The 21,586-nt window shown below is 57.7% G+C and carries 22 protein-coding genes; 9 read left to right on the forward strand and 13 right to left on the reverse strand.

What is annotated here, in order from left to right; translation table 11 throughout:
- Positions 1–34 precede the first annotated feature (34 nt).
- From BDE40_RS10450 to BDE40_RS10490, 9 genes are all read left to right on the forward strand, one after another.
- Complete coding sequence (locus BDE40_RS10450) at positions 35–1,429, forward strand: putative bifunctional diguanylate cyclase/phosphodiesterase (RefSeq protein ID WP_162848070.1); 1,395 nt, start codon at positions 35–37, stop codon at positions 1,427–1,429.
- 125 nt (positions 1,430–1,554) lie between these two features.
- On the forward strand, positions 1,555–3,375 hold the full coding sequence (yidC, locus tag BDE40_RS10455; RefSeq protein WP_134014495.1) for a membrane protein insertase YidC: 1,821 nt from the start codon (positions 1,555–1,557) through the stop codon (positions 3,373–3,375).
- A complete protein-coding gene (locus BDE40_RS10460; RefSeq protein ID WP_134014496.1) occupies positions 3,372–4,115 on the forward strand; it encodes an MOSC domain-containing protein in 744 nt (247 codons plus the stop codon). Before yidC ends, BDE40_RS10460 begins: the two co-directional genes overlap by 4 nt.
- Positions 4,112–4,765, forward strand: coding sequence for a ribosome biogenesis GTP-binding protein YihA/YsxC (gene yihA, locus BDE40_RS10465; protein WP_134014497.1), 654 nt, complete (start codon positions 4,112–4,114; stop codon positions 4,763–4,765). Before BDE40_RS10460 ends, yihA begins: the two co-directional genes overlap by 4 nt.
- Before the next feature lie 87 nt (positions 4,766–4,852).
- Complete coding sequence (gene argB, locus BDE40_RS10470; RefSeq protein ID WP_246030417.1) at positions 4,853–5,704, forward strand: acetylglutamate kinase; 852 nt, start codon at positions 4,853–4,855, stop codon at positions 5,702–5,704.
- Between the two features lie 71 nt (positions 5,705–5,775).
- Positions 5,776–6,504 carry a hypothetical protein gene (locus BDE40_RS10475; protein WP_134014498.1) on the forward strand — a complete coding sequence of 243 codons (729 nt, stop codon included), beginning with the start codon at positions 5,776–5,778 and terminating at the stop codon, positions 6,502–6,504.
- A 77-nt stretch (positions 6,505–6,581) separates the two neighbouring features.
- Positions 6,582–7,376, forward strand: a complete 795-nt coding sequence (locus BDE40_RS10480; RefSeq protein ID WP_134014499.1) for a sterol desaturase family protein — start codon at positions 6,582–6,584, stop codon at positions 7,374–7,376.
- Positions 7,373–8,035: a ferredoxin gene (locus BDE40_RS10485; protein ID WP_162848071.1), complete on the forward strand. Its 663-nt coding sequence runs from the start codon at positions 7,373–7,375 to the stop codon at positions 8,033–8,035. Before BDE40_RS10480 ends, BDE40_RS10485 begins: the two co-directional genes overlap by 4 nt.
- Positions 8,032–8,544 carry a SixA phosphatase family protein gene (locus tag BDE40_RS10490; RefSeq protein WP_134014500.1) on the forward strand — a complete coding sequence of 171 codons (513 nt, stop codon included), beginning with the start codon at positions 8,032–8,034 and terminating at the stop codon, positions 8,542–8,544. The genes BDE40_RS10485 and BDE40_RS10490 overlap by 4 nt, the downstream gene beginning before the upstream one ends.
- 76 nt (positions 8,545–8,620) lie before the next feature.
- On the opposite strand, the gene BDE40_RS10495 is transcribed toward BDE40_RS10490, so the two are convergent.
- The 13 genes from BDE40_RS10495 to BDE40_RS10555 all read right to left on the reverse strand — a co-directional run bounded on the left by BDE40_RS10495 (position 8,621) and on the right by BDE40_RS10555 (position 21,511).
- Positions 8,621–9,388, reverse strand: coding sequence for an amino acid ABC transporter ATP-binding protein (locus tag BDE40_RS10495; protein WP_134014501.1), 768 nt, complete (start codon positions 9,386–9,388; stop codon positions 8,621–8,623).
- A gap of 13 nt (positions 9,389–9,401) precedes the next feature.
- Positions 9,402–10,958, reverse strand: coding sequence for an amino acid ABC transporter permease (locus tag BDE40_RS10500; RefSeq protein ID WP_134014502.1), 1,557 nt, complete (start codon positions 10,956–10,958; stop codon positions 9,402–9,404).
- A 1-nt stretch (position 10,959) separates the two neighbouring features.
- Entirely contained in the window at positions 10,960–12,177 is a 1,218-nt protein-coding gene (locus tag BDE40_RS10505) for an amino acid ABC transporter permease (RefSeq protein ID WP_134014503.1), read from the reverse strand.
- A gap of 141 nt (positions 12,178–12,318) precedes the next feature.
- Positions 12,319–13,335, reverse strand: a complete 1,017-nt coding sequence (locus BDE40_RS10510; RefSeq protein WP_073142289.1) for an amino acid ABC transporter substrate-binding protein — start codon at positions 13,333–13,335, stop codon at positions 12,319–12,321.
- 243 nt (positions 13,336–13,578) lie between these two features.
- Complete coding sequence (locus tag BDE40_RS10515) at positions 13,579–14,286, reverse strand: ATP12 family chaperone protein (RefSeq protein ID WP_134014504.1); 708 nt, start codon at positions 14,284–14,286, stop codon at positions 13,579–13,581.
- Positions 14,283–14,966 carry an HAD-IA family hydrolase gene (locus tag BDE40_RS10520; protein ID WP_134014505.1) on the reverse strand — a complete coding sequence of 228 codons (684 nt, stop codon included), beginning with the start codon at positions 14,964–14,966 and terminating at the stop codon, positions 14,283–14,285. Before BDE40_RS10520 ends, BDE40_RS10515 begins: the two co-directional genes overlap by 4 nt.
- Positions 14,954–16,012 (reverse strand): RluA family pseudouridine synthase, encoded by a 1,059-nt coding sequence (locus BDE40_RS10525; RefSeq protein ID WP_134014506.1) that lies wholly within the window; start codon positions 16,010–16,012, stop codon positions 14,954–14,956. Before BDE40_RS10525 ends, BDE40_RS10520 begins: the two co-directional genes overlap by 13 nt.
- Positions 16,009–16,386, reverse strand: coding sequence for a fluoride efflux transporter CrcB (gene crcB / locus BDE40_RS10530; protein ID WP_134014507.1), 378 nt, complete (start codon positions 16,384–16,386; stop codon positions 16,009–16,011). Before crcB ends, BDE40_RS10525 begins: the two co-directional genes overlap by 4 nt.
- A gap of 37 nt (positions 16,387–16,423) precedes the next feature.
- A complete protein-coding gene (locus BDE40_RS10535) occupies positions 16,424–17,722 on the reverse strand; it encodes a replication-associated recombination protein A (protein WP_134014508.1) in 1,299 nt (432 codons plus the stop codon).
- Positions 17,722–19,104, reverse strand: a complete 1,383-nt coding sequence (locus BDE40_RS10540) for a trypsin-like peptidase domain-containing protein (RefSeq protein ID WP_134014509.1) — start codon at positions 19,102–19,104, stop codon at positions 17,722–17,724. Before BDE40_RS10540 ends, BDE40_RS10535 begins: the two co-directional genes overlap by 1 nt.
- A gap of 70 nt (positions 19,105–19,174) precedes the next feature.
- Positions 19,175–19,717 carry a hypothetical protein gene (locus BDE40_RS10545; protein WP_246030418.1) on the reverse strand — a complete coding sequence of 181 codons (543 nt, stop codon included), beginning with the start codon at positions 19,715–19,717 and terminating at the stop codon, positions 19,175–19,177.
- Positions 19,718–19,880: 163 nt separating this feature from the next.
- Positions 19,881–20,294, reverse strand: coding sequence for a 50S ribosomal protein L17 (gene rplQ, locus BDE40_RS10550; RefSeq protein ID WP_073142273.1), 414 nt, complete (start codon positions 20,292–20,294; stop codon positions 19,881–19,883).
- A gap of 200 nt (positions 20,295–20,494) precedes the next feature.
- Entirely contained in the window at positions 20,495–21,511 is a 1,017-nt protein-coding gene (locus tag BDE40_RS10555) for a DNA-directed RNA polymerase subunit alpha (RefSeq protein WP_073142271.1), read from the reverse strand.
- Positions 21,512–21,586: the final 75 nt, after the last annotated feature.

Consider the following 21,586-nt stretch of genomic DNA (forward strand, 5'->3'; position numbering starts at 1 on the left):
GGCGGGATTACTTTACGCAACAGAGCAGTGGCACATGCTCGTGCTTGTCTGCTTCGCCCTTCCTGTTGTGCTTCTTGGGTTTCAATCCAGGCCTGTCGGCCCCTACCGGACCCAATTGCGAGCGGGAGGAGAGGCCGATATCGACGCGGCTCTCGAAGCGGCACTTGCCCAATCTGACAGCAATTACCGCTGCGCATCGGTCATGCTGGAATTGGACGAGGTGGAGACCTTGCGGGACACATGGGGCCTCGAGGGTGTCGAAGTCATCATGTCCACGGTGACCGACAGGCTATGCTCGGTACTGCGCACCTCTGATGTCATCGTTCAATTGGACACCAACCGATTTGCGATTTCATTGCCCAGTATCCGCGCGCCGGAACTCGGGGCTGTAATCTCTTTGATAGAACGTCTTCAGAAAACTGCGCGCGCAGCCATATCAATTGATCATGCGCATGCCTACGTCACTTTAAGCGCAGGGTTTTGCCTGGAAACGCGCGCGCCGGATCGCTCGGCGCGTTCCCTACGCCATTCAGCCCACATGGCGCTGTTTGAGGCAAAGTCCCAAGGCGTTGAAAACTCAAGAGGGTTTTCAGCAAACACACCTGACCTCAGAGAGGGAAAAAACGGGCAAAGTGAGGTGGTCAAAGCGCTGCAAAACGGCCAGATCGTTGCATGGTTCCAGCCACAACTGTCCACTGACACCGGCTTGGTCACTGGCTTTGAGGCTTTGGCGCGGTGGGAGCATCCAACACGCGGTGTGGTCGCACCCATCGAATTTCTATCCGACCTGGAAGCGGCTCATGCAATGGAGCTGCTGAGCGAAACCATGCTTCAGCACGCCTTGCGCGCGCTACGTGCTTGGGATGTCGCCGGGCACAAAGTGCCTTCGGTCGCGGTAAATTTCTCGACACAGGACTTACGAAATCCCAGCTTGATTGAGCGGATCAAATGGGATGTGGACCGGTTTGAAATGGACCCTGCCCGCTTGGTCATTGAAATCTTGGAAACCGTGGTGTCTGAGAGTGACGATGACATTATCACACGCAACATCAGGGCGTTAGGCGACCAAGGATATCGCATTGATCTGGATGATTTCGGCACCGGACACGCGTCACTCGCCAATATCCGGCGCTTTGCAGTGGACCGCATCAAAATCGACCGTTCTTTCATCACACACGCAGACGATGATCCAGAACAGCAACGCATGATCAACGCTATCATCAGCATGGCAGAACAGATGGGAATCGACACACTGGCCGAAGGCGTAGAAACCATAGGAGAGAAAAGCATTCTGTCACAGCTTGGCTGTACGCATATGCAGGGTTACGCAATCGCCCGCCCGATGCCGTTTGATCAAACACTGATTTGGCTCGCCGAGCACAAATCCCATCTATCCAAAACCAGCTACTTTCCCCGCCGCACAGGGTAGCAATGCCGATATATCAACCGCGATTATAAGTCCAAAAACACGGCATTTAGGCCAATACCGCTTGACCTTTCGGTTCCCAGCCTATTGAACCGGCCTGACTTAAAATGACAGGTGGCGGCCCCCTAATGGACGATCAAAACAAGAACCTCATTCTTGCAACTGCGCTCAGCTTTTTGGTGATCCTAGGGTGGTTTTTCTTCTTCCCGCCGGAAGAGGCCACGGTTGATCCAAATGCGACGCCTACCGCCGTTGTGCAATCCGACGGCTCGGCGGTGCTTCCGCCCGCGTCCACCGCGCCCGCGGTTGCCCCTGTTTCTGTGGCTGCGACCCGCGCGACCACGTTGGCCGAAAACACCCGCCTGAAAATCGAATCCCCAAGTCTAAGCGGCTCCATCTCGCTCACCGGCGGTCGCCTTGATGATTTGTCGCTGTCGACCTATCGCGAGACGCTGGAGGCTGATTCCGAGAACGTAACTCTGCTATCGCCCGTCGGAACAGAAAACGCCTATTACGCGCTCTATGGATGGGCGCCTTCCGGCGCGCTGACCTACGAGCAAGTGCCTGGCGCCAACACACAATGGGCCCTTACCGAAGGTGAAACCCTCGCCCCCGGCGCCCCCGTCACCCTGACATGGGATAACGGCGCAGGCTTGATTTTCAGCCGTGTCTTCTCTGTTGATGAAAACTTCATGTTCACCGTCACCCAGAAGGTCGAAAACGCCACTGGCACCGCGCAACGCATCCAGCCTTATGGCATCGTTGCCCGCCACGGCGAGCCCGACATCCAGCCGTTCTTCATCGCGCACGAGGGCGTGGTTGTAATGGCGGACGGTGTGTTGGCTGAAATCGACTACGATGACATGCCGGAGTTCCCGACCATCGCCCGCGAAGCCGCGAACGCGGAAGTGACCGAAGTCGGTGCAAATGGCTGGGTTGGATTTGCCGATAAATACTGGATGACAACGCTCATTCCGGACGGCACAACGCCGTTCACATCGGTGGTTAAATATGTTCCCGGTGCGGATATCTACCAAACCGAAGCCCGCCTTCAGCCGGTCGACATCGCTGCAGGTGCCACTGCTGAAGTGACGACCCGCCTGTTCGCTGGTGCGAAGGAATGGGAAGAAATCAAGGCGTATGAGGCCGACGGAGTATATAACTTTATCGACAGTATCGACTGGGGTTGGTTCTTCTTCCTTACCAAGCCGATTTTCGCGGTGCTGCACTGGCTCAATACCATCATCGGCAACATGGGCTGGTCAATCATCGCCCTGACGCTGCTGATCAAGGCCCTGCTCTTCCCGCTGGCTTATAAATCCTACGTCTCGATGGCGAAGATGAAAGAACTTCAGCCGCAAATGGAGAAAATCAAGGAGAAGGCCGGCGACGATCGCCAGAAACTCCAGCAGGAGATGATGGAGCTTTACAAAAAGGAGAAGGTAAACCCGGCCGCCGGTTGTTTGCCGATCTTGCTGCAAATCCCGATCTTTTTCTCACTCTACAAGGTGATCTTCAACACAATCGAACTGCGCCATGCTCCATGGATCGGCTGGATCCGCGACTTGTCCGCTCCCGATCCTTCATCGATCCTGAACCTTTTCGGCGCGCTGCCTTACGCGACACCAGAGCCGGGTTCGATCTTCTTCATCTTCTCGCTAGGTGTGCTGCCGATCATCCTCGGCATCTCCATGTGGCTACAACAGAAACTGAACCCAGCTCCCGCTGACGCAACACAAGCAATGATCTTTGCTTGGATGCCTTGGGTGTTCATGTTCATGCTGGGCAGCTTTGCGTCCGGTCTGGTCATCTACTGGATCGCAAACAACGTGATCACATTCACCCAGCAATATACCATCATGCGCACGCAGGGGTATAAGCCGGATGTGTTCGGAAATATTATCTCTGGCTTCAAGCGGGACAAAAAACCGACGAGTGAGAAAAAGTGACCGTAACCCTCGCCCATATCTGGCGGCACCCCGTCAAATCGCATGGGCGGGAACCGCTGTCAGAGGTATCACTCAACGCCGGCCAGACCATGCCATGGGACCGCACTTGGGCGGTCGCCCATGAGGGTGCGCGTACCGACGGTAGCGAGTGGGCTCCGTGTGCGAACTTTTCACGCGGATCAAAAGCCCCCAAGCTGATGGCTATCAATTGCAAATTGGATGAGGCAACGGAGATTGTGACCTTGTCTCACCCCAATTGCGAGACGATATCCTTGCATCCTGAACGGGACGCAGCACAGCTCGTCGCTTGGGTTCGCCCCTTGATGCCCGAAGATCGCGCGCAATCGTCTCATGTTGTGCGTGTCAAAGATCGCGGCATGACAGACACCCCCTTCCCGTCCATCTCCATCGCAAACATCGCCACTCACCGCGCAGTTGAGGCCAAACTGGACACGTCGCTGTCCATGCAACGCTGGCGTGCCAACCTATGGTTGGACGGTTTGGAAGCCTGGGACGAGTTTGACTGGATCGGGAAAACCCTCCGCATCGGCGAAGTTGAATTTGCCATCGAGGAACGTATCACCCGCTGTCTCGCCACCACCGCCAACACGGAAACCGGTGAGCGAGACGCAGATACCCTCGGCGCGCTCAAATCATGGGGTCACCAAGATTTTGGCATATACGGCGTGGTCAAGAACTCCGGCACGATCCGCCAAGGCGACAAGGCAGAACTCATATGACCAACTTCACCTTCCAAGTTGCCGAAGATCCTACACCCGAAGAAGCTGAAAAAGGCCGTGTCCTTTTCGCAGGGGAAACCGATTTCCTCAAGGGCGTCGTCGCGATGGACGGAATGCCACCGGCTGACCGTCTCGAAGTCTGCTTTGCAGGCCGTTCCAATGTGGGGAAATCCAGCCTGATCAACGCGCTAACAGGCCGAAAATCGTTGGCACGGACGTCCAATACTCCCGGTCGCACGCAAGAGATCAACTTCTTCACGCTCGCCGAAAGCCACTACCTGGTAGACCTTCCTGGCTATGGATTTGCGGAAGCCCCGGTCGCTATTGTGCAAAAATGGCAGCGCTTGTTGAAGGCATACCTGTCCGGTCGCCAAACTTTGCGCCGTGCTTTCGTGCTGATCGACTCGCGTCACGGCGTGAAACCGGTCGACGAAGAAATCCTGTCTTTGCTGAACAAATCCGCGGTGACCTTTCAAGTTGTGCTGACAAAGACCGACAAGCTCAAAAAGGGTGAGCTCGACAAAGTCATCACCCAAGTTAGCACTGCGTTGCAAAAGCATCCTGCCGCCTTCCCCGAGATCGTTTTGACCTCGTCCGAGAAGGGCATTGGCATCCCGACCCTACGCCACATTATCGGCACGTTGGTTTAACGCGCCACCGCTTGGCAGCAACAACGTCACACGGTAAACTTATCGAAATTCGCAACCGACCGGCTCAACATGAAAAAGCAGACTGCAATGAACAGTAACTGGATTGAAACCGCACAAACCCTGTCGGCCGCATTGCCGTATTTGCAGCGATATGACGGGGCTATTGTGGTGATCAAACTAGGTGGTCATGCCATGGGCAGCGATGAGGCGATGGACCTGTTTGCGCGCGATGTGGTGCTGATGCAGCAGGTCGGGGTGAACCCTGTGATCGTCCATGGCGGTGGTCCGATGATCAACGACATGCTGGCGCGGCTTGGTGTTCAATCCGAGTTTGTGAACGGCAAACGCGTCACTGATGCCGCGACAGTTGAAGTTGTCGAAATGGTACTTTCCGGATCCGTCAACAAACGCATCGTGCAGGCGATCAACCGTCAAGGCGGGCGCGGCATTGGTCTTTCGGGCAAGGACGCGGGCATGATCCGCTGTGAGGCCGCCAAACCCGAGCTGGGATTTGTTGGCGAACCCATTGAGGTAAAACCCGATGTGCTGCGCCAGTTGTTCGAGGCCGAGATTATTCCCGTCATCGCCCCGATCGGCTTTGGCGACGAGGGCGAGACGTTTAACATCAATGGCGACACCGCAGCCGGTGCCGTCGCCGCAGCACTCAAGGCCGACCGCCTGTTGCTGCTAACAGATGTGGCCGGCGTCAAGGACGCCACCGGTGAAGTGGTGACCGAACTGACCGCGTCCTACATTCGCAAGCTGACTGCTGACGGTATCATTGCGGGTGGCATGATCCCCAAAACCGAAACAGCGCTGGCGGCACTTGACGGCGGGGTCCGCGCGGCGGTCATCCTCGACGGGCGTGCACCCAATGCGTGTTTGTTGGAATTGTTCACTCCACACGGCGCTGGCTCGATGATCCGGCAGGACAGTTAACCCTTACTTATCTGAATATTGCGCCCATGTTACCCTAGCGTCAGCTTAGGTTAATTTTGGATGTATCTATTATGAGTGATGCGACCTCCCAAGACCCGCCTCAAAAGGCGGAAAAAAAGACATTTCTTGCCCACTTCCTCTCCTTCATTCGCCGCCCGATCGAGTACGGGTTAATTGGCGCTGCCGCCGTATTGGTGATTTGGCTCGCAGATTCACTTCATGTTTTACCGTTGAAATTCAAAGGCCTGGGAACAGAGGTGGAGTTTGGTAAGAAAGAAAAGACCGTACTCAACAGCAGTGCCGATCAAGTGGCCGCACTTGAAAATCGGGTGCATAAAATGCAGGGCGAGCTTGCCAAAGTCGTAGATGCAGTACGGGACCAACGCAGGTTGGATGTCACCGCTGCAGCCGTCGTTGCACTGCCTGAGGACGCCGGAAACGTGTCAAAGGCGACCCTGAGCAATGAGAAAATCGTGCAAGGCACAGGGACTGTTTGGCTCGGCGCTTTCGATCCCATTATCGGGCGTTGGACCGAACGCTCTGTCACCGAACCCGGTGGCAATCTAGCTGCTCCCGAAGCCTTAAACGGGATAGAAGTGACCTTCGAGATTGACGTGAACGTGCGCGATGGATTGCCCGAAGCAAACCCGAGTTACTATGGCGCAATCGCGAAAAAGGGTGTCGCCAAGAAGGGATTTACCGCCACGATCGTTGGCGATCCCGTGCGCTACGTTCGCCCCACCGGCATACAATATTGGGCAGTCGTCGCGCTCAGCTATGTCGAGGCGTCCGAAGTTTAGTGATTATCACGCAGATTTGCCCACTCTGCGGCACGGCACCCCTTGTCAGTTGAAGCCAGCGCCGTAGGTTGAGCCTCATGGAAAACGAAGCTCTCATTCGCCTCGCAGTTTTTGCAGGCTTGTTCATGTTGTTTGCGGCACTGGAAAGCGTAGCGCCTCGTCGTGACCGCACCCAGACGCGCAAGGCGCGCTGGACGACCAACTGGGCAATCATCATCATCGACACTGTCACCTTGCGCGCGATGGCAATCTTCCTGCCGCTGCTCGCGGTGGGGGCCGCGTATGACGCCGCGAACAATGGTTGGGGCTTCTTTAATGCCGTCGATTGGCCCGCTTGGCTGGAGGTTACACTCGCCATTCTGATTCTCGACTTTGCCATCTGGGCCCAGCATCTCATAACCCACAAGGTGCCGCTGCTGTGGCGGCTGCATCAGGTCCATCACGCCGATGTCGATATCGATGTGACCACAGCCATCCGCTTCCACCCTGTTGAAATCGCATTGTCGATGTTGCTGAAAATTGGTCTCGTCTACCTCATGGGCCCTGCGGGTCTTGCCGTGATCCTGTTCGAGATTATTCTAAACGGCACTGCCATGTTCAACCACGCCAATATCAAGCTGCCCCTGTGGCTCGACGCAATCATGCGCACGGTGCTGGTGACGCCGGATATGCACCGCGTTCACCACTCTGTTCACCGCACCGAGCATGACAGCAATTATGGCTTCTCCCTTTCGATCTGGGACCGCATGTTCCGCACCTATATTGCTCAACCGGCCGAAGGGCATGATGAGATGAAAATTGGCCTGCGTTGGCAAGATGATCGTCCCTCCAAAATCGGCTGGTCGCTTGCCCTGCCGTTTCGAAACAAGTGACACTGGATGGCCTTCAGGCCCAGTGTTCTGCCGTAAATCTCGACATTCTAGGGGCGTTCCACCCCGAATTGGAGGACCTTGCCCCTGAGAGATGCGGCACACTTGTCCTTCTTGGCCCCAAAGAACCGGGTTTCTGGAACGCCTTCACCAACAGCCCCGAGTGGCAGGACAAATCGCCTGATCCAATGGACCGCTGGTCCACACGTATCGTCACCACACTTGCAAAGCAAACCGGCGCAACTGCGCTATTCCCCTTTGGCGGCCCACCCTATCAGCCATTTTTCCGCTGGGCTCTCGCCTCTGGTCACGCATGGCAAAGCCCCGTCTCCCTACTTGTGCACGCTCAGGCGGGGTTAATGGTTTCCTACCGCGGTGCGCTGGCCTTCCGAGAGCGGTTGGAGTTACCGCCCGCCCCCTCCAAGCCATGCGACACCTGCACCGATCAGCCCTGCCTAACCGCCTGCCCGTCACACGCGCTGACCGGCGCAGGCTATGACGTTCCCAAATGCCACGCCTTCCTCGACACCGACGCAGGCCGCGAACACCTAACCAACGGCTGCAACGTGCGACGTGCTTGCCCGCTGTCACAAAGCTATGGCAGGGTGGAGGAACAGTCGGCGTATCACATGTCGATCTTTCATAAGGGGGCCACTGCTTGAAACTCATCCTCACCCGCCACGCCAAATCCAGTTGGGACGATCTGTCACTGGACGATCATGACCGACCCTTGAACGAAAGGGGCCAGTCAGCAGCGCAGCGGATGGGCAAGTGGATCGAAAGCCGCCGCCACGTGCCGTCACAAGTTATTTCCTCCGACGCCTCCCGCGCTCGGGAAACTGCCGAACTGATGATTGATGCAATGGGTGGAGCTCCGAGCCTGACATTGGATGAGGGCCTTTACCACGCCTCCCCCGACACTGTGTTGGCCCGCATCCAGCGCGCACCCAAGGGCGACCTGATGATCGTCGGTCACAATCCCGGTATCGCGGCGCTTGCGGCGCTGATCGTCGATGTGCGCCCAGCGCATGAGCGCTTCGGCGTCTATCCGACCACCGCCACTCTGATCATGGAGGTTCCCGTGGAGGATTGGGCGGACCTGAAATACGGCATGGCGCGTGTTGTCCAATTCATTGTTCCGCGGGAGTTGAAAGAACTCAACACCGCCTGAAAAGGCCTGCTCGAACGAAAAAAGGCCCCGAACATCGTCGGGGCCTTTTTTGTGTCTTGTGTGAAGTGTGTGAAGTTTAGTGGCCGAGGATCTGGCTCAGGAACAGCTGGGTCCGTTCGCTCTTCGGGTTGTTGAAGAATTCCTCCGGCTCGTTCTGCTCCACAATCTGGCCCGCATCCATGAAGATCACGCGGTTAGCAACCTGACGGGCAAAGCCCATCTCGTGAGTCACGCAAAGCATGGTCATGCCCTCTTCCGCGAGCTCGATCATGGTGTCGAGCACCTCCTTGATCATCTCGGGGTCAAGCGCCGAAGTCGGCTCGTCAAACAGCATGATGCGCGGCCGCATGCACAGCGAACGGGCAATCGCCACGCGTTGCTGCTGACCGCCGGAAAGCTGGCCGGGATACTTGTCGGCCTGCTCCGGAATCTTCACTTTTTCAAGGAAGTGCATTGCCGTTTCCTCGGCTTCCTTCTTGGGCGTTTTACGCACCCAAATCGGGGCCAGCGTGCAGTTCTCCAGAATGGTCAGGTGCGGGAACAGGTTGAAGTGCTGGAAGCACATGCCAACCTCCGACCGGATCTTGTCGATGTTTTTCAGGTCCGATGACAGCACGGTCCCGTCCACAACGATTTTGCCTTTCTGGTGCTCTTCCAGTGCGTTGATGCAGCGGATCAGCGTTGATTTACCCGAGCCCGAAGGCCCGCAAATCACGATCCGTTCGCCACGCTGCACCGTCAAGTCAATGTCGCGCAGCACATGGAAGGTGCCGTACCACTTGTTCATGTTGGTGATCTCGATCGCGACTTCGTCCGAGACCGTCATTTGAGATGTTTGAGCCATTGTTCAGGTCTCCTTAATGGTGGCTGGTGTTGAGCTGACGCTCGAGCCACTGGGAATATTGCGAGATCGAGTAGCAGACGACGAAGAAGAGCAGGGCACCGAAGCCGTACACTTCCCAATAGACACTGGTCCACTCGGTCGAGTTCTGGATGGGGCCACGGATCATGCCCACAAGGTCAAACATCGAAATGATTGAAATCAGCGTGGTGTCCTTAAACAGCCCCACTGCGATGTTCACGATGCCCGGGATCGAGATCTTCAAAGCCTGTGGCAGGATGATCAGGCGCGTGGCCTGCCCATAGTCCAACCCAAGGCTGTCTGCCGCCTCATACTGCCCTTTTGGCAGGGCTGCGAGGCCACCGCGGATCACCTCGGCAATGTAGGCCGCCGAGAAGAGCGTGATCATGATGATCACCCGCAAGATCAAGTCGAAGTTGGAGCTTGGTGGTAGGAAATATGCCAGCATCACGTTCGCCACGAACAGCAAGGTAATCAGCGGCACGCCACGGATAAACTCGATGAACACCACACAGACGCCTTTGATCAGCGGCATCGGTGACTGACGGCCAAGGGCCAGCAAAATGCCCAGCGGGATCGACAGCGAAACACAAATCGTACCGAGCAGCATGTTGAGCATGAAGCCCCCCATGTCACGCGATGCGACTGCTTGCAGCTCAATCGGAATGATCGAGTTCAATGCCATCCAAATCGGGCTTAGCAGGTAAACGAAGGCCAGATATCCGAACAGCAGCGAGGCCACGATCGAAACCAACCCGCCATCCTCATAGCTGTTGTAGATTGCATAGCCCACGAAGATTCCCATAGGCACGCAGAACACAAAGGTGAAGATTGCCATGATCCAGAACACGCCATAGGCGACTTGTGAGATCACCCCCTCGGTTCCGACAGAGTTCGCGATGAACACCAGCTCCTGCGCCCCGATGAACAGCAGGTAAGCCAAGCCGGCCCCACAGATCACACCGATAACGCCTGAAACGATCTGACGGTTGTTCACCGGAATTTGGGACGAGATCAGGCGGAAGACCAACATGGTTGCAATAATCAGCCCAAGGATGGTCAGCGGCAGCCATAGCGAGCCACCCCAGATCAACCAGAAAGCCAGGAAGGGGTAGAAAGCGGTAAACATCAGCAACTTGCGTGGCAGCGAGCTAAACAGCGCAGGCGCGGCGGCCACCAACAACAGCAGAAATGCCAACAAAATACGCCAATAACCCTCTGGTGGATATTTGAAGCCGAAGACCAGGTGGTCCCATCGATCAACCAGAACCGCGAAACATGCACCGGTTCCTTTTCCGGCTTCACGTAGAATATCAATACATTCCTTGCGGCTACTGGCCTCCCAGACCCCGTTGTAAAACCACGGGAACACGAAGATGGCAAACCGCACCACGACATACAGCGCAAGCAAGGTCAGGACCGTATTGAAGACACCGGAGAACAGGTTCTCCCGAACCCATTTGACCGCGCCGGCTTCCAGCGCCGGTGGCGGCGATTGCGGGATTTCCGTTTCACGAACGAAGGCGACGGATTGAGCGTGTGTATCAGACATCTCAGCGCTCCTGCAATTTCATGGTGTTGTTGTAGATGTTCATGATGAACGAGATCGACAGCGAGATGATGAGATAGAACAGCATCAGCAACAGCACTGACTCAATGGCGCGGCCGGTTTGCAGCAAGGTGATGCCACCCAGCGTACCCGTCAGGTCCATATAGCCCACCGCAATCGCGAGCGAGGAGTTCTTGGTGATGTTGAGATATTGCGAAATCAACGGTGGAATGATGACGCGCAAGGCTTGTGGCAGAACGACAAGGTTCATGATCCGGCCCGGACGAAGTCCCAATGCCGCTGCAGCTTCGGTTTGGCCTTTGGATACCGCAAGGATACCCGCTCGCACGTTCTCGGCAATGAAAGCCCCCGTGTAGATCGACAGTGCGAACCACAGGGCAATCAAGGAGCCCAGAATGGTGATGCCACCCCGGAAGTTGAACCCTTTCAAGGCCGGATATTCCAGCGAGATAGGCGTACCCAAAACAAGCTGCGCCAGGATCACCGGAATGAAGAGAAGCGCCAGCGATGGCCAGAATGTCGGGATCAGCCTGCCGTGGTCAAACAACTGTTTGCGCGCGTAGCGGCGGAACAGAAATATGCCGATAATCGAGGCAATGAAGACCCCAACCACCAGCAACGACCCCGAACCCCAAATCGGTTTGGGCAAGTAGACACCTCGGTTGGTGACTGCAATGGAGTCAAAAAGCCACATGGAGGCCGTTGGTTCGTCCCCACGAAATGCATTCGGAGCCGGTGCGGCGTTGATCATGATCGAGAAGATGATCAGGATCCAGATCAGAACGGGCACGTTACGGAAAATCTCGACGTAGAATGCCATGATCTTGCGCACCAGCCAGTTCGGCGACAAGCGCAGCACGCCCGCAACCACCCCGATGATGGTGGCCGTGATACAGCCCAGAAACGCAACAATAAGCGTATTCAGCAGCCCAACCATCGCGGCACGGCCGTGGGTATCTTGACTGTCATAGGAAATCGGGCGCTGGTTGATGTCGTATCCGGCCTGCGCGCCGAGGAAGTCGTAAGAGATGTTCAAACCGGCTTCCGCCAGGTTGCGCACGAGGTTGCCACCAATGAAGGCCATGGTGGCGATGATGGCCACGAGCGCGATGAACTGAAATGTGAGAGAGCGGTAGCGCGTGTCGTTCAACAGCATCGAAAGCCGGAACGACTCCTTGTGGGGGTCGGCTAATGTCGTCATCTGGGACGTTCCCTGTCTTGGCCGGCGCTTTAGAATTGCACGTCATTTGCGCGTGCGGCGCTGCCAGCTCTTTTTTAGTTGGTCTGTTGTCGCAAGATAGGAAAAGGGCGCGAACTATGCCGCGCCCTTCCCCAAATGTTTTTACCGGAACGGTGGCGAGTAGATCAGGCCGCCGTCGGTCCACTGTGCGTTCAAGCCACGGGCCAGACCGATTGGGGTCGCAGCACCGATGTTTTGCTCGAAGATTTCGCCGTAGTTACCAGCAACACCCAGCGCAGCTTTTGCCCAGCCAGCGTCCAGACCCAACATGGAGCCCAGTTCGCCTTCGGTACCCAGCAGACGGTTGATTTCCGGGTTCTCGGTGCCAGCAGACAGCTCTTCGAGGTTCACAGACGTCACGCCCAGCTCTTCAGCTGCGATAAGTGCGTTCAGTGTCCAACGCGAGATATCAGCCCATTCGTTGTCGCCGTGACGGACCAGTGGGCCCAGCGGCTCTTTCGAGATGATTTCTGGCAGCAGAACATGTGCCGATGGATCTTCGAAGTTTGCACGCTGAGCAGCCAAAGCAGATGCGTCAGTGGTGTAAACGTCACAAGCGCCAGCGATGTACTGCTGAACAGCTTCTGCACCGGTTTCGATTGGAACTGGCTCATAGGAGATGCTGTTCGCGCGGAAGAAATCCGCCAGGTTCAGCTCGGTAGTCGTACCGGTCTGGATACAAACAGTCGCGCCGTCCAAGTCTTTTGCGGATGCAACGCCCAGCTCTTTTGGAACCATGAAGCCTTGGCCATCATAGTAGTTAACGCCAATGAATTCGAACTTCAGGTCGACGTCACGGGAGAAAGTCCAAGTGGTGTTGCGAGCCAGCAGATCGATCTCGCCAGAAGCCAGCGCGGTAAAGCGTGTCTTGCCAGTTGTCGGAACAAATTCCACTGCATTGCCGTCACCCAGAACAGCAGCTGCTACAGCGCGGCATACAGCCACGTCGAAACCTTGCCATACGCCGGATGCGTCTGGCTCCGCGAAACCTGGAACGCCAGTCGTCACACCGCAGTTCAGCTTGCCGCGTGCTTTAACTTCGTCAAGCGTGGCTGCCGATGCGCCGCCAGCAATGATGCCAGCAACGGTCAGGGCGCCAAGAAAAACGGATTTTTTCATGTTTACCTCTTCCTGATGGTCCACTCCTTTGCGGAGTGGTTTTTCCGACCGAGTGAAGGTCGGGAGCGATACTAAAGGAAGCAAGTTCCTTCGGTGAGCGTGAATAAGGCCAAATCAGCGCTAGAACGTCAAGTTAATATGCCAAGGTGACCCTTGGTAAGGCACAGCAATTCCACGAGAAAACAGAGCGTTTCCGCAAAAAGTCGCGCAAAGCGTCAGATTAAGGGCCAATTCGGCCCTATCTTACGCACATAACAGATAAAAGGCCTCAGCACGCATCAGGTCCCGTTTTTTCAACGCCGCCTGTGCTTCGGCCTCATCATCGGCACCCCATTGCGCAATTTGCCACTGCTCATCGATTCGGCTGACATCCCAAGCCTGCGTTGAATCCAGGCGTCCACGGATCACCGCCAGCCCAAGAACCAGCGATCCGGTTATCGCCACCAAATCGTGGAATGCCGTCAGACGGAACGCATCCAGTTCCGAGACGTGTCCATGCAGCGTTTCAAGCGCTTTGGAGTTTTGCGGCTTGTGCATAACCCCCGTGCGCAATTGAAGCGGTGCACGTAATTCTGTCGCCGACCAGTCAACCAACGGATCCCAACTCTCGGCTTGTTTGGCGACCAACTCCGCAGGGCTTTCCGCGCGGTAGCATAACAAATCGCTATCACCATAGGCTGCCAGCATGTCGACCACCTCTGCATGCTGCGTCGCTACTTTATCAAGCGCTGCGTTCGCCGCGCGGGTCACCGGCATCGACAACGGGTCTATCTTGTCGACCTGCGCCTCCCATTCCGTCTTCATCGCCTCGGCCATCGCCCGCGTCGGCACGACCACAGGCGTCTTGAGCGGTGTGCGCACCGGACGCCCGTCCAGGTGCACGGCAAAGCCGCCCTCCACCGCATCAGCAGTGACAGATTTCCAAAAGCGTTTCGCGGCCCATTCGCTCATGGCGTCTCACTCCAAATTCCGGTTAGGGCGGCATCTAAATCCGCGTAATCTTCAATGACCACATTTGCGCGTTTGCGCAGCGTCTCGGGCGTATGATAGCCCCAGCTCACGCCCACCGACGCCATTGCCGCATTGGCTGCCATATCCATGTCATAGCTTGTGTCGCCGATCATTACCGCATACGCGGCCTCGACGCCGGCGTCATACATGCAGCGCTCCAGCATTGACGGATGCGGCTTCGACGGGTGGTCATCCGCCACCTGCGTCGTCACGAAAAAGCGGCGCAGGTCATGGGCATCCAGCAGGTGGTCCAAGCCCCGACGAGACTTGCCCGTAGCGATCCCCAGCAGCACGTTATCCTGCGCATACAGCCGCTCGATCGCCTCCAAAGCACCTGAGTAAAGCGGGCTGCTTTGGGTGCTGTCACGCAGCTTGCGCGAGGTCATGAACGACGTCTTATACCCCTCCACCAGCGCGTCGCCATGGGTGGGATAGAGCGCGGGCGTCAGCTTCTCGAACGCCGCGTGCAGCGACAGCCCGACAATGCCCAGAATATCCGCCCGAGACGGCACCGCTTCGCCAATTGCCTCGAACGTGGTGGTCATGGCCGAGACGATGTCGTCCTGACTATCCACCAACGTCCCGTCTACATCGAAGACAACCAGCTTCAGCTCTGCCATTGCTCATCCGCGTCGAAAGGATCATTTGGCACGTCATTCTCGGACCAGCCGAGGAAATCCCACGACCGCTGCATATGATCCGGCAACTCCGCCTCAATGCGGATCATTTTGCCCGTCACCGGATGCTCGAATTCCAACGATCGCGCGTGCAGGTGCAGCTTTTTGCTGATCTCGTCGCCCAGCTGCGCCCCCCAGCCGTCGCCCATATTCTCCTGCCCCGAGCCGCCATATTTGCCATCGCCAACAATCGGATGCCCCATCTCGGCCATATGCGCGCGCAGCTGGTGCGTGCGGCCGGTAATCGGCACCAAGGCCATCCACGCCGCCCGCTGCCCCAGAAAACACAGCGTCGCATAGTCGGTCTGCGCGCGTTTCGCGCCGGGCGTATTCGCCACTTCGCGCGGGTGGACGCAGTGCATCTTCTCGCCCTCGCCGCCCTTGCCATGGCCCGGAGCCTTCACCAGCCCGTATTTGATCGTCCCGATCTTTGGATAGGGAACCCCTGCGACCATCGCCCAGTAAATCTTGCGCGTGCCGTGATGCCTGAACGCCGCCGTCAACGCCGTGGCCATTGCAGGTGTGCGCGCCAGCACCAAAACGCCCGACGTGTCCTTGTCCAACCGATGCACCAGTTTCGGCGTGTCATGGCGATCAAAGCTCAGCGCCGCCGCCATGCCGTCCACATGCCGCGTGGTTTTAGAGCCGCCCTGCACTGCCAAACCGGCAGGCTTGTTCAGCGCGATGATGTGGTCGTCCTTGTAAATCACGCAGCCGCGGATCATCTCCGCGTCGGCCTTGGAGACATGCGGCATGCGCGTTTGCGCTTCCATATCCTCCTCGCTCGGCAGCGGCGGAATCCGCACCTCTTGGCCCGGCCCGACGCGGGTGTTCGATTTCACCCGACCGCCATCGACGCGGATTTCGCCCTTGCGGCACATCTTCTCGATACGGCCCTGCGGCACATGCGGGAATTGTTTGCGGAACCAGCGGTCCAGCCGCTGCTCTGCCTCGTCGGGGCCAACTCTAAGGGTCTGAACCTTGCTCATGCGAATAGTCCTCTGGCGATCATCACGCCTGCGATCAGTCCGGCGATGGACAGGATTACGGAAGCCAGCACGTATAGACCGGCAGCGCCCGTCTGGCCACGCTCAAAAAGGGTGTATGCCTCTAGGGAAAAGGCGGAAAACGTGGTGAACCCGCCCAAAATGCCCGTCATCACGAAGGGGCTGAGATGCGTGTTCGATGTCTTGGCTGCAAACACCACAAACAGACCCATGGCAAAGCTGCCGACGATGTTCACCGTTAGCACGCCCACCGGAAACCCCGGACCCGTCAGCTTGAAAATGCCAACGCCCGCGAGGAACCGCAAAGCGGCCCCGATGGCCCCGCCAAGGGCGACCTGAAGAGTGGTATAAAACATGCGCGTTCTCTCTGCCCTGTGCCGCGCAGAGTCAAGTTCAGCGTTTCGCCCGAAGCTTGGTGAAGTAATCTAGCCGCCGCTTCAACTCCCGCTCGAACCCGCGCTCCACAGGGGTGTAATACACCCCGCGCTTCATCGTCTCGGGGAAGTAGTTTTGCCCTGAAAACCCATCCTCCGCGTCGTGGTCATAAGCGTAGCCGTCGCCATAGCCCTGATCCTTCATCAGCTTCGTCGGCGCGTTCAGGATATGCTTCGGCGGCGGTTCCGAGCCGGTCTTCTTCGCCGCCGCCATAGCATTCTTATACGCCGCATAGCCCGCGTTCGACTTCGGCGCGAGCGCCAGATAGGTGACCGCCTGCGCCAGCGCCAACTCCCCTTCGGGCGAGCCTAGCCGTTCATAGGTCTCCCAAGCATCAAGACAAACGCGATGCGCGTGCGTGTCCGCCAGCCCGATATCCTCCACCGCCATCCGCGTGATCCGTCGCGCCAGATAACGCGGGTCTTCGCCCCCCGTCAGCATCCGCGCGAACCAGTACAAGGCCGCATCCGGATCCGAGCCACGCACCGACTTATGCAGGGCCGAGATCAGGTTGTAGTGGCTATCTCCCGACTTGTCGTATTGCGCCGCGCGGCGCATCAGCCGCTTGCCCAGACTTTCGGTGTCCAGCTTGCCGTCGATTTTCCACGCGCTCACCTGCTCGATCAGGTTCAAAAGCGACCGCCCGTCGCCATCCGCCATTTCCAGCAAAGCGGCCCGCGCGTCAGGGCCCAAAGGCAGCCCGCGCCCAAGGTCTTTCTCCGCCCGCTGCGCCAGCCGTTCCAGATCAACCAACGACAGACGCGTCAGCACCAACACCTGCGCCCGTGACAGCACAGCGGCGTTCAACTCGAACGAGGGGTTCTCGGTCGTGGCCCCCACCAGAAGGATCGTGCCGTCCTCCATGTAGGGCAAAAAACCGTCCTGCTGCGCCTTGTTGAAACGGTGTATCTCGTCGACGAACAGCAGCGTGCCCTTCCCGTTGTCGCGGCGCATACGCGCGGCATCGAATATCTTCTTCAGGTCCGGCACACCGGTGAAAATCGCGCTGATCTGCACGAAATGCAGATCGGTTTCATCCGCCAGCAGCCGCGCGATGGTGGTCTTGCCCACCCCCGGCGGCCCCCAGAAAATCAGCGATGACAAAGCGCCGGAGGCCAGCATCACCCCAAGCGGGCTGTCCGGCCCCAGCACCTGTTCCTGTCCGATCACCTCGCCCAGCGTTTTAGGCCGCAAACGATCCGCCAAGGGCTGCATCTTCGACGGCTCTTTCGCGCCCGTATCGAACAGGTCCGGCATCAGATACGGAACCTGTAGGAAAACCGCTGCCCGCCGCGCAGGCCGTCAATCCGCCAGTTGCGCGACCGCATGTCCGACACATCCTCCACATCCGCCGTCGACATGATCGCCTCGCCGTTGATTTCCAGCAGAACGTCGCCCGCACGCAATCCCACACGAGCCAGCGGGCCGGACACGTCCGTCACCACCACACCCTCGGACAGCGCCGTGGGCAGGTTCAACTCCGACTGCACCGCCGGATTGATATTGGCCACGGCCAGACCCACCAACGTGCCACCCTGCACCACCCGCGCATCACGCGGCGGTGTGTCAGGCGCTTCGATCAAAGCGACCTCCGCCTCCCTGACCTCGCCATCCGATAAATACTCCACCGTGATCGTGTCGCCAACCGGCCGCACCGACATGCGAAACAGCATTTCCGGCGGCGAGTTCACCGGCTGCCCGTCGACAGACAACACAATGTCGCCCAAGGCCAACCCAGCCTCCGCAAACGGGCTGACCGGATGCATGGAGGAAATCACCACGCCTTCCGGCACGCTCAGCCCGAACCCTTCGGCCAGCGAGTAGTCCACCGCTTGACCGAAGATCCCCGCCCAGGCTTGGGTAAAGCTGTCATTTCCAGCCCGCGCCTGCTCGACATACCGCGCCACCAGATTGGCAGGGATGGCAAAACCCACTCCGTTCGACCCGCCGGAACGTGTCAGAATCGACGTGTTGATCCCGATCAGACGCCCGCTCACGTCGACCAGTGCACCGCCAGAGTTGCCCGGATTGATCGCCGCATCCGTCTGCAGATAATACCCGCGCGCGTTGCCGGTCGCCGTACCCGACCGCGCCAGCCCCGACACGATGCCGGACGTCACGGTCTGCCCGATCCCGAACGGGTTGCCGATCGCCAGCGCCAACTCTCCCACCTCGACCTCGTCGCTGTCGCGAAAACTCAGATGCGGCAGCGGGGTATCCGCGTTGATCTTCAATATCGCCAAATCGCTGTCGCGGTCCGCCAGCAAAATCTCAGCCTCGAACTCGCGCCGGTCGGTCAAAACCACGCGGATTTCCGTCGCCATGCCGACCACATGGTAGTTCGACACCACGATACCGTCTTCCGAAACAATCACACCGGACCCCAGTGAGTTCTGCACCCGTGGCTGCGATTGCCCGAACCCTCGAAACAGCTCCTCGAATAGTGGATTGCCCCGAAACGGGCTTTCCGATTGCTGTACGATACGGTTGGCGAAGATGTTAACCACCGCAGGAGCTGCCTCTTTGACCAGCGGGGCAAAGCTCAGGCTAATTTCGGTCTGACTTTGAGGTACCTTGACCTCGGCGGTCGCAGGCATCGCAAGAACAAGGCTCAGTAGCACGGGTAAAAACAGTCGCATGGGGTTTCCCTATCTGGTGCGCCTCTCTGATATGCCGTCGCAGCCGTGGGAATTCAATGCGCGGTCTGCGTTACAACTCACCCTCGTAGGCAAGGCGACGTCTGCGGCGTTCCGTCAGTATCTCCAAACGCGGGTACCAATCATAGCGCTTATCTTCCAACGTCTTGCTCCAGAACAGCTTTCCGCCAAAGCGCCACGGGTCGAGTACAATCGCGTCATACATGTCGTCGCCCTTGGCCGAGATCAACGCCGTGCTGTGAGAAATCAGGATCGGGTTTAGGCCATTGGCAATCGCGCGATGCACTTCGAGCGTGCGGAAGCCTTCGCTGTTCAGCTTGGCCTGCAAATCCTCGGCCCAATGCCAGCAGAGCCCGCGCGGACGGTCGCCTCTGTTCACCTTGCGGTTGTGCGCCAGTGGCGTGTCCGTGATGCCATATTGTTCTGCCAATTCAAGCGGATAGTCGTAGGCGATGCGGGCGGCTCGGGCGGCTTCTGCGGGGTCGATGTCGTCGCGCAAGGCAGCGATGCTTGCGGCCAGCGCATTGATTTGAGCGTCCGTTGCCTTTGGCGGACCACCCTCGGGTGCCGCGCATGCTGACAGGAATAATGCCACCAGAGGGGCGACTAGAAATGCACGTCTAAAAATGGGCTCGCCTCGTCGATTGTCGTTTTGTCAAAAGCTATGCGGCGCGCCACAGCTTGTCGACCCGATGACCAAAAAGTGAAAAACCCCGCCGGTTAAGGCAGGGTTTTTCGGGTGCTACATATGTAGCGAATTATTCGGCGTCTTCGGCCTCAAGGCGGGCTTTGTCGGCTGCGCCCTTGGCGGAGACGTCGCGGTCGACGAACTCGATGATCGCCATTGGCGCCATGTCACCGTAACGGAATCCGGCTTTCATAACACGCACATAGCCACCTTGGCGGTCTTTGTAGCGTGGGCCCAGAACTGCGAACAGCTTCTCGACGTCTTTGTCTTGAACCAGCTTGGAAGCGGCTTGACGGCGGGCGTGCAGATCGCCGCGTTTCGCCAAAGTGATCATCTTCTCGATGATCGGGCGAAGCTCTTTGGCTTTCGGCAGAGTTGTTTTGATTTGCTCATGCTCGATGAGCGAGCCGCACATGTTGATGAACAGCGCTTTGCGGTGTTCATGTGTACGGTTCAGGCGGCGGTAGCCTCGTGAGTGGCGCATTTTATCGTTCCTTCAGTCTATACTTTGTACGGGTCGCCGATGCGTGTCGGTGCCTCTGTTGGGGCAGAATTGCCCATGTTTTCCCGGTCATTTCGCCGGCATTTTCGTGGTCTGCTAAGCGTCGGCATTGCGTCGGACTTTTGTCGGGCACGCCGGGCGGAGCGGTAAGGCGGGGTGTTTCCCCCGCCCTACAGTATTTTTTAGAACGCGTCTTCGAATTTCTTGGCAAGATCTTCGATGTTCTCTGGTGGCCAGTCCACAATGTCCATCCCGAGATGCAAGCCCATGCCAGACAGCACTTCCTTGATCTCGTTGAGGGATTTGCGACCAAAGTTCGGGGTGCGGAGCATCTCGGCTTCGGTCTTCTGGATCAGGTCGCCAATGTAGACGATGTTGTCGTTCTTCAGGCAGTTTGCAGAGCGCACGGACAGTTCCAGCTCGTCCACTTTCTTCAAAAGAAGCGGGTTGAACTCTAGCTCGTCTTCGTCGTCCTGCGCACGGGCCGATTCCGGCTCGTCGAAGTTGACGAAGATGCCCAGCTGGTCCTGAAGAATGCGCGCGGCGTAAGCCACTGCATCGTCAGGTGTCAGGGAGCCGTCGGTTTCGATCTTCATTGTCAGCTTGTCATAGTCGAGCACCTGACCTTCGCGGGTCGGCTGTACGTCATAGGACACTTTTTTGACGGGCGAGAAGATTGCATCAATCGGGATCAAACCGATTGGCGCGTCTTCCGGCTTGTTTTTGTCTGCAGAGACATAGCCTTTACCGGTGTTCACCGTCAGCTCCATGAACAGCTCGGCGCCGTCATCGAGGTGGCAGATCACGTGGTCGCGGTTCAGAATCTCGATCCCAGCGGAATCGGAGATGTCACCAGCGGTTACGATCGCAGGGCCCTTCGCGGAAACCGACAGGCGCTTTGGCCCTTCGACTTCCATACGGATTGCCACGCCTTTGAGGTTCAGGATCACGTCCGTCACGTCTTCGCGCACACCAGCAATCGAGGAGAACTCGTGCAGTACGTTGTCGATTTGAACCGAAGTGATCGCCGCACCTTGCAGCGAGCTCATCAGCACGCGGCGCAGGGCGTTGCCCATGGTCAAACCAAAGCCACGCTCCAGCGGCTCGGCAATCACGGTTGCTTTGCGTGCAGGGTCGTTGCCGGGCTTTACGTCCAGTTGGGTTGGCTTAATCAGCTCTTGCCAATTTTTATGGATCATGTGTGTCGCCTCCATGCTCGACCGCGGATCATGTCCAAATCCGGGGCCACTCGAGGTTGAAATGACAAACACGGA

This window comes from Litoreibacter halocynthiae, assembly GCF_004365635.1.
GTDB lineage: Bacteria > Pseudomonadota > Alphaproteobacteria > Rhodobacterales > Rhodobacteraceae > Litoreibacter > Litoreibacter halocynthiae.